The sequence below is a fragment of the Anaerocolumna sedimenticola genome, from assembly GCF_009931695.1.
Taxonomy (GTDB): domain Bacteria; phylum Bacillota; class Clostridia; order Lachnospirales; family Lachnospiraceae; genus Anaerocolumna; species Anaerocolumna sedimenticola.
The window spans coordinates 3,266,001-3,281,843 of record NZ_CP048000.1 but is presented as its reverse complement, the minus strand read 5'-3'; the positions used below and the strand labels follow the sequence as shown (position 1 = coordinate 3,281,843).

The following is a 15,843-nucleotide window of genomic DNA, read 5'->3' as shown; positions in this document are numbered from 1 at the left end:
ATGAAAATTATATACCTTTTTATTCTATATAGCAATAAAATAATAACCTAATTTTAAACTAAATTACCAGTTAAATTTAACATTGAATTAATATAAATTAGCTTACTAAAATTTAGATCAGTTTAAATTTAATCATAATATCATTATTGGTTTAATCAATTTCCTTTTTTTAGTAATTTTATAATATATTTCCCAAATAATCTTTTTAATTTTAATATAATGATTTAAGCCGGTATAAAAATATGCAATTAATTTAGGTAAATTCATGTTATAAGTGTTATTAACCATTACTAATTTTATATAAATAATTGCAAAGCTACTTGCAAAATCATGATTTAATCTAAGTTAACCCTTAGTAAAAAATCACTTCCTGTAAAAATAATCCTCTGGCTTCTGCAGTCATTCCTGCCATTTCCCTTTTACCGCTTTCCAGAATTTCTTTCATAGATTCAGGTTCTCTGGTACCCTCTCCTATTTCAATCAATGTTCCAATAATTATTCTTGCCATGTTAGGCCAAAAGTCATCTGCTTCAATAGTAATGACCACTTCATTAATATCTGAGTAAACATCAATTTGGTTAATGGTTCTTTCCGTTGATTTTTTCATTCGTTTGTTATCAGAAAATGCTTTAAAATCATGTTTTCCAATTAAATGAGCGGCGCCCTGTTTCATTTTTAAAACATCCAGTTTATGAAAGCTGTAATAGTTATATTTACGTTCAAAAACAGACGGTACTTCTCCCATAGATATCTTATATTCATAACGAAATGCCTTTGCATTAAAACTGCTCTGAAACCGCTCTGGCACTTCCGCTACCTCCAGCACAGCAATATCCCTGGGCAGAAACCGGTTAAGATAATGTTTGATTTCATATAACTTCATATCTGAATTTGTTGTAAAATTTGCTATTTGTGCATATGCGTGAACACCTGCCTCTGTCCTTAATGCTCCGATTACAGTTACAGGTTCGTTTTCCATTTTAGATAATACGCTTTCTAACTTGTCCTGTATGGTAATGCTTTTAAGATTACCAGCCTGTTTCTGCCAGCCGTCATAACGGGATCCATCATATTCCAATACTAATTTTATATTACGCATAATTACTCCTTTAAATAGATTCATTCAGTAATACAGCATTATAGGCATCTACCTCTTTTTAGCTATACTAACGACATAATTATCCAACATATTAGCATAAATGTCCAGTTATATTATTTTTGTCTCTGTCACAACTTATTCTTTTTTGTGCAGAGCTAATTATGTTCTGCTCAATTGAAATATCTTTAGCTCGCTTTTGTGAAAAATTGTTGAAATGAAGTATAATTTTTAAGTAAATTATTTTGTAATCCCATACAAATATTTTACCATAAAACCCTTACTTTTCGAAGCTTGGGATTTGTTTTGTTTTCGAAAAAGTAGGACGGCGCCTCAGAAATCTTGAATGCTTATCACGTAGATTTGTAAAGAATAACGTGTGATTATTAATCCACTAAAAGACCGTTTGCCGCCATCGGTACTTATGTACCGCTATGTTTGGCAGCCGAGTGAGAACGTGTCTCTGTTGGATAATAATCACACGCTATTTTGATACCCTAAATGTGATAAACATCTCTAACCGGAAGAAATACGCTTTGCGAGTTTCTTCGGTTCGCGTGCGCGTTCGAATTATTGCAAGCAAGCTTGCTAATTCTCACTTTGCTTTCGCGGAAATGAAAAAGGGTGCCGCATTTAGTGCGACAGCCCCTTTCTTGCTGGTTAAATTATACTTCAAATAATAAATCACCATAAGTTGGAACTGGCCATAATTCTTTATCTACGATTAACTCAAGTTCATCAATCGGTGTTCTAAGACTTGACATAGCAGGGAATACAACTTTTCTAAAATATAATGCCTGTTCAGCACCTTCTTTTTCAGCAGCCGCAGCTACATAGGAGGTAAGAGCACTTACTGCAGTTTTAGCATTTGCTAAAAGGGAAGAAGTTTCTTTTAATAAACTTTCCTGTACACTTACATCTGCATCCGGAACAGCAGATTTTATTGAATTAATGGATGCTGCTAAACTGGAAGCAAATTTAATTACAGCTGGAATATAAAGCTTGTTAGCCATTTCAATCATGGTCTTAGCTTCAATATTTATGGTCTTAGAATATGCTTCATATTCAATTTCGGCACGGGAATGAAGCTCAACTTCTGAGAATACTTTGTGTTTGCTGAATATTTTTACTGCTTTATCAGTAACCATACAAGGGATTGCTTCCACCATGGATTTGATATTTGGTAAGCCTCTCTTTTCCGCTTCTGCTACCCATTCATCTGAGTAACCGTTTCCGTTGAATACGATTCTTTGATGTTCGGTAACAGTTTTCTTAATTAAGTCATGAACTGCTACATCAAAGTTATCAGCTTTTTCTAATTCGTCTGCAAAATCTGATAATACATCTGCAACTATTGTATTTAAAGTAGTATTTGGTCCAGCTATGGACATAGAGGAACCAACCATTCTAAATTCGAATTTATTACCGGTAAATGCAAATGGTGATGTACGATTTCTGTCTGTTGCATCTTTTCTGAATTCAGGAATTGTATGAACACCGACATTTAATTTACCACCTTGTTTACTGCTGGTAGCTTCACCGGTTTCAATTAACTGAGTTAATACATCTGCTAACTGATCACCCAGGAACACGGAAATAATAGCAGGAGGAGCTTCATTAGCACCTAATCTGTGATCATTACCAGGATTAGAAGCAGACAGACGAAGAAGATCTGCATGATCATCAACAGCTTTTAATACGGCTGCTAAAAATAACAGGAATTGCACATTCTCATGAGGTGTTTTTCCCGGATCAAGAAGGTTTTTGCCGGTATCAGTAACCATTGACCAGTTGTCATGTTTACCGGAACCATTCACACCTGCAAAAGGTTTTTCATGAAGTAAACAAGCTAAACCATGACGGTTAGCAACTTTTTTCATAACTTCCATTACTAATTGGTTATGATCGGTAGCAATATTAGCAGTTGCATAGATAGGAGCTAATTCGTGCTGGGCAGGAGCAACTTCGTTATGTTGTGTTTTAGCCAAGATTCCAAGTTTCCAGCATTCTTCATTTACTTCTTTCATGAAAGCAGAAATTCTTTCTTTCAGGCATCCGAAATAGTGATCTTCCATTTCCTGGCCTTTTGGAGGCATAGCACCAAATAAAGTACGCCCGCTGAAAATCAAGTCTTCTCTTTTTAAGTATTTTGCTTTATCTACTAAGAAATATTCCTGTTCAGGTCCTACGGAGCAGGATACGGATTTAACATTGTCATGTCCGAATAATTTTAATATACGTACAGCCTGGTCACTGATTGCTTCCATTGAACGTAATAAAGGAGTTTTCTTATCCAGAGCTTCTCCTGTATAGGAGCAGAATGCTGTAGGAATACATAAGGTAACACCAGCAGCGTCTTCTCTTAAAAATGCCGGAGAAGTACAATCCCAAGCTGTATAACCTCTGGCTTCAAACGTTGCTCTTAATCCGCCGGAAGGAAATGAAGATGCATCCGGTTCACCTTTAATTAATTCTTTACCGGAAAATTCCATTAAAATTTTACCGCCGGAAGCAGGGCTGATAAAAGAATCATGTTTTTCTGCGGTTATGCCGGTCATTGGCTGGAACCAATGGGTAAAGTGCGTCGCACCTCTTTCAATTGCCCAATCTTTCATTGCATTAGCAACAACATCAGCTACAGCGGGATCTAGATCCTCTCCATTCTGGATTGTTTTCTTTAATGCGGCATAAGTCTTTTTTGGTAAACGTTCAATCATGGTTGTTTCATCAAATACATCAATTCCAAAGATTTCTGTTAATTTTTCTGCCATAATAAAAGCTCCTTCCATTCATTATATATTTTATATTATCATAATTATTTAAGTTATACAAAAACCGGACTTTCCAATAATTGTATAATAAAAAAGTGTTCTCAAAAAAGACATTTGAGAACACCATTGCTCTAACGATTATTTCGTCTAAAGATAAAATACCACTTTTTTATGAAAAAGGAAAGCTTTTTTTTTAAAAAAATGAATTTTTCTTACAAAATGTTAATTCATACGGAATTTAATAAAAAAGAACCTATTTTTTCATCAAAATACATAAAATCGTATTCAATCACTGTAGTGAACTCGCTTTTCTTCCTCATTATTAAAGTTGTCAACAAGAGTAAATTTAAAATAAAAGGTATATTAAGGATTATTTCTTATATTTACATCTAATTGATCAAAAGGAATGGTAATTTTATTTTTATCAAATTGATTTTTTATTAATTCCAATAACTCACATTTTAGAGTCCAATAATTTTCTTTCAAAACCCAGACTCTGATTCCGATATTAATTGCACTGGGATCAAAGCTGTTAACAAACACCGATATATCCTGATCTTTCAAAACAAGCTCATGATTTTCTGCAATTTCTATTAAAATGTCTTTGACTTTTTTAATATTCTCCGAATAATCAATCAGAACTGAGATATCAAGTCTGCGTTTGGATTCATAAGTTACATTGATAATATTAGCGTTTGATAAAGAACCATTCGGCATAACTAAAAGTCTGTTATCCACGGTTAATAACCTGGTATAAAATATATCAATTGCCGTAACCGTACCTTCATTTCCGCCTGTTATGATATAGTCACCAACCCGGAAAGGCTTTAGAAGCAATATCAGGACTCCTCCGGCAAAATTTGACAGGCTTCCCTGCAAGGCTAATCCAATACTGAGGCCTGCTGAACCGAGTATTGCTATTATCGGAGCACTCGCTATACCGATTACCTGTATTATTATAAATGCTGCAAGTACAATATACAATACCGCCCGAATCATTGCCAATAAAAAGCCGGAGACACTGATTTCCATTTTTGTACGGTTAAAGTATTTAGCTAATAAACCGGTAAAATAGTGGATTAATTTTTTACCGATAACTAATATTATAACAGCAAACAGCAATCGTTTGATAAAATCTAAGCCTTCATTAAGGAAACCTTTTAACCCATTATCAATAAAATCTCCCAGGATACTGTTATAATTATTATTATTTGTGCCTGTGTCTAATATGGATAAACAGCGATTTATAAATAATTCCATACTTAATCCTTTCAAAACATGTTATTAGTTTGTTATTACAGGGGTACAGGTAAATACAGCTATCCCTAATGGAGGTACGGTAAGACTGATTGATTGGTCCCTGCCGTCTGATTCCACTTTCCGTGATTGTTTCTGTCTGGGATTCATATTGCCGCTTCCCCCGTAAATTGTTTTATCACTATTAAAAATTTCTTTATATTTACCGGTAAAAGGAACTCCGATTAAAAAGTTTTTATATACAACCGGCGTAAAGTTACAAACAACCAGCATAGTTTCTTCAATTATTGAGGTTTTTCTGATAAATACAATAATGCTATGGTCAGCATCCATACAGCTGATCCATTCAAATCCGTTCTCATCATAATCCAATTGATAAAATGCAGGATAGGAACGGTACAGCTTGTTCCAGTCTCTTACATAACGGTTTAATTTGCAGTTTTGGTCTTCATTTAACAAATCCCAATCCAGACTTTTCGCTTCATTCCATTCAGCATATTGTGCGAAATCCTGACCCATAAATAATAATTTTTTACCGGGATGGCTCATCATAAAACCATAAGCAACCCGCAGGTTCGCAAATTTCTGTTCTATACTGCCAGGCATTTTATTAATCATGGAGCCTTTTCCGTGTACAACTTCATCATGGGAAAGAACCAGCATAAATTTCTCACTATAGGCATAAATCATACTGAAAGTAAGCTCTCCGTGCCTTCCTTTGCGGAACAACGGATCGCATTTCATATAATTAGTAAAATCGTTCATCCAGCCTAAATTCCATTTTAAATCAAATCCCAGTCCACCCGCTTTAACATCTCCGGTAACTTTCGGCCATGCAGTAGATTCTTCTGCAATAATTAAGGATCCGTCTTTTCTCTTTCTAAATATGGAATTCAGGTGTTTTAATAACTCCATAGCTTCCAGATTCTCATTTCCGCCATAAATATTAGCGACCCATTGTCCTGCTTTTTTACCATAATCCAGATAAAGCATGGAAGCAACTGCATCCATCCGGATACCGTCCGCATGGTACTTTTCAATCCAGAATAAGGCATTGGCAATTAAAAAATTGGAAACCTGGGGTCTTCCATAATTATATATTAAAGTTCCCCAATGCGGATGTGAACCCTGCCTGGGATCTTTGTGTTCATAAAGGCAGGTACCGTCAAAATTAGCCAATCCAAAAGTGTCTCTTGGGAAATGTGCGGGAACCCAGTCTAATATTACACCAATACCCTGCCTGTGCATAAAGTCCATAAAATACATAAAATCAGAAGGTGTGCCATATCTTGCCGTCGGTGCATAATAACCGGTAACCTGATAACCCCATGACCCATCAAAAGGATGCTCCATAACAGGCATTAATTCTATATGGGTATAACCCATATCCTTTACATATCCGGCAAGCATCGGTGCCAGTTCTCTGTAATTATAAAATTCTCTGCCCTCATCCACAGGAGGTTTTTTCCAGGAACCTAAATGTACCTCATATACACTCATTGGTTCCGACTCATATTGCTTTTCCGCCCTTTCCTGAATCCAATTACCATCCTGCCATTCATATTCATTCAGATTACAGACGATAGAGGCATTGTTAGGTCTTAACTCAGTCTGGTTGGCATAAGGATCCGCTTTTAAAACGATTAAGCCGCCTTTGATTTTTATCTCATATTTATAGATTTCACCAGGCCTAAGATTCGGTATAAACAGTTCAAATATACCGGAATCATATAATCTTCTCATCGTATGCCGTCTGCCGTCCCAATTATTAAAATTACCGACGACACTGACACGGACAGCATTTGGTGCCCATACGGCAAATAAAATTCCGTTTACACCGTCTACTTCCATCATGTGAGCACCTAATTTATCATAAATATTATAGTGAATCCCGCCTGCAAAACGGGTTAAATCCATAGGATCAATCACAGGATCAAAAGAATACGGATCCCTGATTTCCTCTGTGGAATTATTATTGTAAGTAACAAACAAGGTATATGGAATCACTTTATTCCCTGTTACTATTACAGAAAAAAATCCATCCTTATCCTTGCAAATCATAGGATAGACCTGCCCCGAACCGGTTATTTTTACATCAATATGAACAGCGGTAGGAATAAATGCATTAATAAGAATTCCTTTTTCTGTAACATGGGCACCCAAAAGACTATGTGGATTATCATGTTCCGAGTAAATAATTTTACTGGCTTCCGTCCAGTCTAATAAATCATAAAGCAACTCTTCCATATACAAGTCCTCCTAAACTATGATTATTTTGTTAACCATTCATCCGTATGGCTGAATAATAACATTATTCTAAATACCATTCATCCCTGCCAGAACTTTCTGCTTCATCGGATTTTTCAGGCATATATTTTTTAAATACTCTTTCTAATAGGAAAGACATAAGAAGAATACATAACGCCGGTGTTATCAGTATCGCTATAGGCATAATATAAGTTCCCAAACTAATGGCAGCAAAAATTATGATTAACAGAATAGTCGTAGGCAAATGCTTCATAGCCATAAAAACAGCAGTTTTAAATAACTGTCTGATTCCCATTGTAAATCTGGAGAGAAGCGGAAAAATATACAGTGCCACACAAATGAGAAGAAAAATCATGGCATTAAATACACTTAGCAAAATAAAACTCTGTTTTCCGGTCATAGTCGTTGCAAATCTGCGGTCAAATGCCAGAACAATAAATAATATAGTTAAAATAACTCCTGCGACAAGTCCTGTTTTAAAATTGGTTTTAAAAGAATGGAAAAATTCACGTACCAGATAACCCCTCTCTCTTCGTATTACTTTAACAACAGCGTAATATAAGGATGTTGTCGCAGGTCCTATGGTAATAACCGGAATGCATAAAATCAGCCAAACCAAACTAATTATGATTAAATCTACAAATTTGCCCAAGGCTGTAAAAAAACCATTGTCCATGTTAAAAAAATTACCCATTTGAAATCTCCTTTTTATCTATAAGTCTAGGCGGATCTTCACAAGCCGCTCTGCTACCTGGCTCTATCCTTATACCTGCCAGGCAGGCATTTCAGTCGGAGCTTAAACTCTGAAACAAGTAAGTCCCAAACCCACCGCTTATGTCTTGCAAAGAAGAGGGGGGACTTATGTGCAATGCTAAATATGTGATGTAATAAGCTGCAAATTACCCTCTAAGCTATAATCCCCATAACCGTTTGGTAATATAAAGTGATCGCCTTTTTCTAACTTAATGCCGTCGATTGCTCCCTCTCCGTCAATAACACTAAGAATAGTAAAAAGCTCGGGTTGTTTCAATACCTGTTTTCCAAAAACAGATATTTTTCTTACGGAATAGAACTCACAGGTTACTAATTCTTCTACCTCTGCCTGTTCTAAGTTTATCTTCTTTCTGTCCGTATTTACATCCTTATGAGGACATTTGATTACGTCAATACTTTTATCAATATGAAGTTCTCTTAAACTTCCGCCGGATAATCTGTCGTAATCATATAAACGATAGGTAATATCACTGTTCTGCTGGGTTTCTAAAATAACGGTACCACCTTTTATTGCATGTACTGTTCCTGGTTCTATCTGAAAAAAATCTCCTTTCTTTATCGGCAATACACGGATTAACTCATTCCATCTGCGGTCGGCTATCATAGTTTTTAATTCTTCTTTATCTTTTGCATTATGTCCCACCACTATTTTACCGTCTTTATCACAATCAAGGATGTACCAGCATTCTGTTTTACCTAAGGATCCATTCTCATATTTATTTGCATATTCATCATCCGGGTGTACCTGTATACTTAGATCAGTTTTGGCATCAATTATTTTAATAAGCAGAGGAAAGGTATTACCTTTTATTCCTCCGAATAATTCCCTGTGATTTTTCCATAAGCTGCTTAATTTTTCACCTTTATATTCCCCGTTTTTTACGGTACAGTCACCATTGGTATGTGCACTGACTGCCCAGCATTCTCCCGTACTGTCACTTGGTATATCGTAACCGAAATCGGTTTTTAACCGATTACCGCCCCAAATCATTTCTTTAAATATTGGTTCCAAAAATATAACGTCTTTCATGCTGCCTCCTAAAGTATTATATAGCTTGCCTTTATTTTACCACATTTTTGCTGTATACAAAAGTGAAAATTATCTAAATTATTTTAATAAGGATATACTTTTTCTGGCATTAGCGGTATGTTCCTGGTTATTATTTAAACCAGAATAGAGCTGTGGCAAAATATCCTTTAAACCCTAAATCCTTTTATTAGAGTAAATCAGATTATTTTGCCACAGCCCCGTTCCTGCTAAATATAATTATTCTTCCACATCTAACATACTAATTAACATATCGGCAGCTTCCGCACGTGTTAGTTTATCATTTGGTCTAAACTCACCATCTTTGTTGCTTGTAACTAAATTTAACCCCTGAGCTAATGCAGCATAACCGAGGTTCGCATCGGAGATTTCACTTATATCTTTAAAATCAGTACTATAAATACCCTTTAATTTTGCAACACTTTCATATCCTAATATCTGGATACTGAATTTAGCTGCTGTAAGCCTTGTTATGGCTGAATTGTCATTTTTCAGATTGTATTTATTATTATTGTAATAAATACCTGCCTCATTTAAAAATTCTGTTAATTCTTTCCCTGTGATGGATTTATCCGGTTGAAATTCACCGCCTTTAAATCCGATACCGATTTCAGCCAAAAGCCTTATATTACGGCTGGAAGCGTTATCATTAATATCACTGTAATCAAACATCTTATCCGGATCTACATATTCTTCTCCGTCATAATTTAATTGTTTTCCGGTAAAAGGAGATATATAATTTGGAGAAATGTCCGTTCTGTATACCAGCCGCACTTCATTATCCACAGAGTAGGCGTCCGTTTTAATAATTTCCTTTGCACCGCTGTTATAAATGGTATGAATATTATTGATTTCGTATACAAGATGATAACCTTTATCTCCTATATATGCATCAAATGCTTTTTCCTCATTGATAATATTTTTAGGTGATTCGAAAGTTACATTATCATCCCAATAATAGGAATAAGAATAAATTTTGCCGGTTACCCCGTCAACAGCTCCGTATATACTGTTATACGGATATTCAACCTCTGCATTTACTCTATTATAGTTATAATAGTAACCGCCGTAAACTTCTTTTCCGTCTTTGTATGCAATTATATAAGATTCTTTATTATCAGTTAATTTTGAATTTTTAAATTTCTCCGGAATCTGGACTTTTAAGAAGTCTTCCAGAATTGACTTACCTTGTTCTTTCGTATATTTTACTTTAACAGATTCCCATTCCTGCTTACTCATATTATAATAGTCTTTCACACTTGCCTGAAAAGATACTAACTTACCGGTAACTGCATCAACTGTTGCATAGGCATATGCCCGGTACGTATCCGAACCGGCATCCTTACCTTCTCTGGGATCAGATAAACTGATATTCCATATATATTTGGATTCTCCGCTGCCGCGGTAGAAACCATCCTGTTTATAAAGGGATGCAGATATGGATTTTAAAGTATCATCCAATAATAAGCTTTTATTTTCCGTAACCGCTTTGATTGCAGCTTCCTTCGTAATCAGACCTTTCATCTCGTCAACTTTGGTTACTTCTTCTTTGGATAAATTACCGTTATCACCCTTGTCTCCTGCCGCTTTCTCTGAGCTTGCCGCAGAATCCGTTGCCTGAACCCATTCATTCTGAGTCGTATATACTTCACCGGTTTTTGCATCTACGGCGGTATAGGCATTATCCGGAGAATATACTAAGAAAGCCTTAATCTTGGTGTCACCATTCTTATCCGTTATATATGCATTCTGATAGGATAATTTCATGGTCACGGTTTTACCTATTTTCTCGGCAGCTTCATTCTTTGTAATTTTAGTTTCCGCTGATGGAATTTTAACATTATATAACCAGTTGGAATTAAATGAAGTAACGCTGCCGGTCTGATAATTTACACCAACGGTTACCGTATTATCCGGCATCGGTATACCGTTTTCCACACGCTGAAACTGATAATTATACTGCCCGCTGTAAGTTCCGTATGCAGTCACTCCAACATACTCTATTTTTCCTGCTATGTCGGGAGTCACTTTTTTTATAAACTCACTTGCAGCATTTTTTAATTCAGACTTATAAAATTTAGGTACGTAATTATTGGAATTGCCGTCATAAGAAGAAAAACTTAATATATTGCCGCTCTGGTCGCAGGAAACGAATATACGTCCGTTATCCTCTTTTGCATACCAGTTTAAATTCCATATGGCCGATCCATAATAATTGTCCGTGCTAAAATTATAATCAAATTGCGTTAACTCCTCAGGTATTGTAATCTTAGATTTTATAACCGTAATAATACGTTCAAGATCACCCGCAGCAGGTTCCTGTGACGTCTTATCGACTGCAACCGCAGCCTCAGTAACCGGAATATCTGCGGTGGCAGTGCTGATGTCACTTTCTGCTGCCGCATATACCATTGACGGTAAACTGGACGTAAGCATACATCCTGCAATAAACAAGGGTACTAATTTTTTTCTAAACATATAAATTCCTCCTTTTTCTATTTACATTCATACATTAGACGATGTAAAATTTGGTTTAGTTCCATTTAATTTCTAAATTTTATATTTATTTGAAATTACTGTAATGATTGTTAAAAACTTATATCAATGTTACATTTCCGGTAAAGGCAGTTATATTTGGTTTCTTACCTATCACATATAAATTAGATTTCTTTAATAAATTTTAATTTATACCGATTTGTTATTGCCTAAACATAAGTTTTATATTATTATTAACTATTATATTTGGTCTCTTAAACCCTTGATATAGCTAGAAACAATGCCATTCTATCCAAAATCTTTTGTTAGAACTTATCATAAAAGAAAAATAACGATTCGATATAAGTATTTATAATTATACATAAGGAGTAAAACAATGAATACAAAAATAAAAGCTTTGAGGGCTGCATTTCCCTTAACGATTCCTGTATTTACGGGATATATTATACTTGGAACAGCTTATGGAATCTTATTAAACAGCAAAGGTTACTCTTATCTTTGGGCAGCGCTTACAAGTATTTTTATATATGCTGGATCCATGCAATTCGTTTCCGTAAGCCTTTTAGCTGCGGGATTTCATCCTTTATATGCCTGTTTTATGACTTTAATGGTTAATGCAAGACATTTATTTTATGGTATTTCAATGCTTTCCAAGTTTCAGGGTATCGGGAAGAAAAAGCCCTATCTTATTTTAGGTCTGACCGATGAAACTTTTTCCATATTGTGTTCGACGCAGCCACCGGACGGTGTAGATAAAGGGTGGTTTCTATTTTTTATTACTTTGCTTAATCAGATATACTGGGTAAGCGGTTCCATTTTAGGCAGTATATTAGGCAGTTTTCTCCACTTTAATACAAAGGGAATTGATTTTGTACTTACCGCACTTTTTGTTGTTATATTTATAAACCAGTGGAAATCAGCCCCAAATCACATGCCTGTTCTGATAGGGTTAAGTGCTTCCGTAATATGCCGTATCCTATTTGGTTCAGCGAATTTTATAATACCCTCAATGATTGTTATATTACTTTCCGTAACCATTTTTCAAAATAAAATAGAATCGAGGAATAAATAATGCCGTTTACAACAGGTGAATCTATTATATTTTTTGGTATAATCAGCTTAACTACAATGTTTATCAGGGTCCTGCCTTTTCTACTTTTTCCCGAGAATAAAGAAACGCCAAAATATGTTACCTATTTAGGAAAAGTATTACCATATACTATCATCAGTATGCTGGTGGTCTATTGTTTAAAAGACGTTTCTTTTACCAAAGCCTCCCATGGCTTACCGGAGATTATTTCTATTGCAGTTATTATGATTCTGCATTTATGGAAAAATAATACTTTTTTAAGTATCGGAGTGGGAACCGTTATTTATATGCTACTGGTTCAATTTATATTTTAGTCTTATTGATTAGATCAAAAGCCGGTACAGCTGACTTTAACCGAGTTTATGTATAAATAAACCGCTCCTTAATTTAGGTTCAAACCAGGTTGATTTGGGCGGCATTAATTTACCTGCATCGGATACTGCAAATAATTCCGTTATGCTGGTAGGATACATGGAAAAAGCAATTTTCATATCAGTATTGACCCTTTTTTCCAATTCACTAAGACCCCGGATACCTCCGATGAAATCAATCCTTTTATCAGTACGGGGATCCTTAATGCCAAGAATATTACATAAGATATAATTCTGCAGTATGGATACGTCTAAAACCTCCACCGGATCTGCATTATTTCTAATATTCTCATGAGCAGTAAGTTTATACCAGCATCCGCCAATATACATACCAAAACATCCCTTTTCTTCCGGTGCATAAGGATGTTCTCCGAGGAGCGATACCTCAAAATACGCTTTCACTTTTTCTATAAATTCACTTAACTTATTTCCATTCAGATCTTTAATTACCCTGTTATAGGGCATTATCATCAGCTGGTCTTCGGGAAATAATACGGATAAGAAATAATTAAATTCTTCCCTGCCATTACACCCCGGATTAGCTTCTCTTCTTTTTAAACCTACTTTAACTGCAGATGCAGCCCTGTGGTGACCGTCAGCGATATAGATACTCCCAACACCATCAAACGCATTACGGATTTCCCTTACCTTATCTTCTTCCGTTATCACCCATACATGATGAATAATACCATCCGTTGATTGAAAGTCATATAAAGCTTCCCCTTGTTTTACTTCATCAATTATCTGATTTATTTCCTCACGGGAACGGTAAGCCAGGAAAATCGGCCCGGTTTGTGCATTGCAGGTATCAACATGGCGTATCCGGTCCAGTTCTTTCTCCTCTCTGGTATTTTCATGTTTCTTAATAACATTATGTAAGTAATCATCTATCGAGGCGCAAGCCACCAAACCGGTTTGTGATCGTCCGTTCATAATCAGCTCATAGATGTAATAACATTCTTTGGTTTCCGTAACGAATAAACCGTCTGTTATCATTCCTTCCAGCAGATTTCCCGCCATCTCATAAACTCTATTATCATAAGTGTCCACGCTGTTTTCGAACTGTGTTTCAGCCCGGTCTATACGAAGAAATGACAAAGGTTCTCTTTGTATTTCTTTTTTTGCTTCTTCCCTGTTATATACGTCATAAGGCAGGGCAGCTATTCTCCCCGCAACTTCCCTTTTCGGTCTGATACACTGAAATGGTTTCACATCTGCCATGAAGCAAATCCTCCTGATTGTAATTATACTGTTTGTTTGCTGCAAACTTATACACCCATTATAATTCATTCCCAATAAAAAGCAAGTCTGTATCTCATTACCAGCTCTTCATTTAATGGTATAAAATGTAAGATTATTTTAAGGAAAATACAAGAATAGGGCTGTTACAAAATTCATTATATTCTCACCCGGTAAGATAGATTTTGAATTTTGTAACAGCCCTTGTTGTAATTAATTTTCTTTCCATCTATTACAGTATTTTTATCTTTAATACCTTTACAGTATTCTTACCTTCAATACTCCATTAATGGAATTTAACTTCTGCGCGGTGGATTCGGATACGTCACCCTCTATATCAAGTACGGTATAAGCGAAATCCCCTTTACTCTTGTTAATCAGATTGGAAATGTTAATATTTTCAACGGAAAACAAACCGGTAAACTGGGTTAACATGTTTGGTATATTTTTGTGGCATATGGTAATACGTTTTCCGGAAACACATACACCTGCATCACAATCCGGATAATTAACGGAATTTTTAATGGTACCGTTCTCCATGTATTCCATGATTTCTTTCACTGCCATGACAGCACAATTATCTTCAGATTCTTCTGTGGAGGCTCCCAGATGAGGAATAGCAATTGCGCCCTCCATATTTGCAGTTTTTGCATTTGGAAAATCTGTCACGTAAGCAGCAACTTTACCAGACTTTAAAGCTTCAGCCATATCATCATCATTTACCAACAGATCCCTTGCAAAGTTAAGTACAATTACACCATCTTTCATCAGAGCAATGGTATCTTTATTAATCATTTTTTTGGTATCATCCAAAAGTGGAACATGTACGGTAATATAATCGCAGGTACGGTAAATTTCTTCCTTTGTTTTTACATATATTATATCTCTTGATAAGTTCCACGCATGCTTAACTGATATGTACGGATCACAACCATAAACTTCCATCCCCAGGCGTTTTGCTGCATTGGCTACCAAAACACCGATGGCACCAAGGCCGATAACACCTAATTTTTTACCTTCGATTTCTTTTCCTGCAAATTTAGACTTTCCTTTTTCAACTAATTTTGCAATATTTTCATCATCTTTAACAGTCTGAACCCAGTTAATACCGCCTACAATATTACGGGAAGCCAGCATAAGACCTGCAATAACTAATTCTTTAACACCATTGGCATTAGCCCCTGGAGTATTAAATACAACTATACCTTTTTCTGCGCATTTATCAACCGGTATATTATTCACACCTGCTCCGGCTCTTGCGATGGCTTTTAAATTATCCGGCAGTTCCATATCCAGCATGGATGCACTTCTTACCAGTAGGGAATCAGCTTCTTCAATGTTATCTACTTTTTCATAGCTTTCAGTAAACAATTCCAGACCAATCGGTGCAATGGGATTCAAGCAATTATATTTAACCATAATAGTTCTCCTTT

General features: G+C 35.6%; 10 protein-coding genes and 1 pseudogene. 2 read left to right on the top strand and 9 right to left on the bottom strand.

Features of this window, described 5'->3' with window-relative positions; all coding sequences use genetic code 11:
- Positions 1-352 precede the first annotated feature (352 nt).
- From truA to Ana3638_RS14440, 7 genes and pseudogenes are all read right to left on the bottom strand, one after another.
- Positions 353-1,099 carry a tRNA pseudouridine(38-40) synthase TruA gene (gene truA / locus Ana3638_RS14470; protein ID WP_161838663.1) on the bottom strand — a complete coding sequence of 249 codons (747 nt, stop codon included), beginning with the start codon at positions 1,097-1,099 and terminating at the stop codon, positions 353-355.
- 662 nt (positions 1,100-1,761) lie between these two features.
- Entirely contained in the window at positions 1,762-3,867 is a 2,106-nt protein-coding gene (locus tag Ana3638_RS14465) for a glutamine synthetase III family protein (protein WP_161838662.1), read from the bottom strand.
- 363 nt (positions 3,868-4,230) lie between these two features.
- On the bottom strand, positions 4,231-5,127 hold the full coding sequence (locus tag Ana3638_RS14460) for a mechanosensitive ion channel family protein (RefSeq protein WP_161838661.1): 897 nt from the start codon (positions 5,125-5,127) through the stop codon (positions 4,231-4,233).
- Between the two features lie 39 nt (positions 5,128-5,166).
- A pseudogene (glgB, locus tag Ana3638_RS14455) lies at positions 5,167-7,371 on the bottom strand (1,4-alpha-glucan branching protein GlgB); the annotation flags it as partial.
- A gap of 64 nt (positions 7,372-7,435) precedes the next feature.
- A complete protein-coding gene (locus Ana3638_RS14450) occupies positions 7,436-8,086 on the bottom strand; it encodes a YesL family protein (RefSeq protein WP_161838659.1) in 651 nt (216 codons plus the stop codon).
- A gap of 177 nt (positions 8,087-8,263) precedes the next feature.
- The gene (gene manA / locus Ana3638_RS14445; RefSeq protein ID WP_161838658.1) at positions 8,264-9,196 is read right to left on the bottom strand and encodes a mannose-6-phosphate isomerase, class I; all 933 of its coding nucleotides are present in this window, start codon (positions 9,194-9,196) and stop codon (positions 8,264-8,266) included.
- A 237-nt stretch (positions 9,197-9,433) separates the two neighbouring features.
- Positions 9,434-11,692, bottom strand: coding sequence for a YcdB/YcdC domain-containing protein (locus tag Ana3638_RS14440; protein ID WP_161838657.1), 2,259 nt, complete (start codon positions 11,690-11,692; stop codon positions 9,434-9,436).
- 394 nt (positions 11,693-12,086) lie between these two features.
- On the opposite strand from Ana3638_RS14440, the gene Ana3638_RS14435 reads away from it, so the two are divergent.
- Entirely contained in the window at positions 12,087-12,782 is a 696-nt protein-coding gene (locus tag Ana3638_RS14435; protein ID WP_161838656.1) for an AzlC family ABC transporter permease, read from the top strand.
- Positions 12,782-13,114 (top strand): branched-chain amino acid transporter permease, encoded by a 333-nt coding sequence (locus Ana3638_RS14430; protein WP_161838655.1) that lies wholly within the window; start codon positions 12,782-12,784, stop codon positions 13,112-13,114. Before Ana3638_RS14435 ends, Ana3638_RS14430 begins: the two co-directional genes overlap by 1 nt.
- A 36-nt stretch (positions 13,115-13,150) precedes the next feature.
- Here Ana3638_RS14430 and Ana3638_RS14425 read toward each other — a convergent pair whose 3' ends face one another.
- Both Ana3638_RS14425 and Ana3638_RS14420 read right to left on the bottom strand, forming a co-directional pair.
- Entirely contained in the window at positions 13,151-14,392 is a 1,242-nt protein-coding gene (locus Ana3638_RS14425; RefSeq protein WP_161838654.1) for a DUF1015 domain-containing protein, read from the bottom strand.
- Positions 14,393-14,668: 276 nt separating this feature from the next.
- Positions 14,669-15,829, bottom strand: coding sequence for a phosphoglycerate dehydrogenase (locus tag Ana3638_RS14420; protein WP_161838653.1), 1,161 nt, complete (start codon positions 15,827-15,829; stop codon positions 14,669-14,671).
- Positions 15,830-15,843 lie beyond the last annotated feature (14 nt).

Excerpts from the sequence above, each read along its gene's own strand:
- Ana3638_RS14425 (WP_161838654.1), bottom strand. The coding sequence starts at position 14,392 with ATGGCAGATGTGAAACCATTTCAGTGTATCAGACCGAAAAGGGAAGTT.
- Ana3638_RS14420 (WP_161838653.1), bottom strand. The coding sequence starts at position 15,829 with ATGGTTAAATATAATTGCTTGAATCCCATTGCACCGATTGGTCTGGAA.
- Ana3638_RS14430 (WP_161838655.1), top strand. The coding sequence starts at position 12,782 with ATGCCGTTTACAACAGGTGAATCTATTATATTTTTTGGTATAATCAGC.
- Ana3638_RS14465 (WP_161838662.1), bottom strand. The coding sequence starts at position 3,867 with ATGGCAGAAAAATTAACAGAAATCTTTGGAATTGATGTATTTGATGAA.
- manA (WP_161838658.1), bottom strand. The coding sequence starts at position 9,196 with ATGAAAGACGTTATATTTTTGGAACCAATATTTAAAGAAATGATTTGG.
- Ana3638_RS14435 (WP_161838656.1), top strand. The coding sequence starts at position 12,087 with ATGAATACAAAAATAAAAGCTTTGAGGGCTGCATTTCCCTTAACGATT.
- Ana3638_RS14440 (WP_161838657.1), bottom strand. The coding sequence starts at position 11,692 with ATGTTTAGAAAAAAATTAGTACCCTTGTTTATTGCAGGATGTATGCTT.
- Ana3638_RS14460 (WP_161838661.1), bottom strand. The coding sequence starts at position 5,127 with ATGGAATTATTTATAAATCGCTGTTTATCCATATTAGACACAGGCACA.
- truA (WP_161838663.1), bottom strand. The coding sequence starts at position 1,099 with ATGCGTAATATAAAATTAGTATTGGAATATGATGGATCCCGTTATGAC.
- Ana3638_RS14450 (WP_161838659.1), bottom strand. The coding sequence starts at position 8,086 with ATGGGTAATTTTTTTAACATGGACAATGGTTTTTTTACAGCCTTGGGC.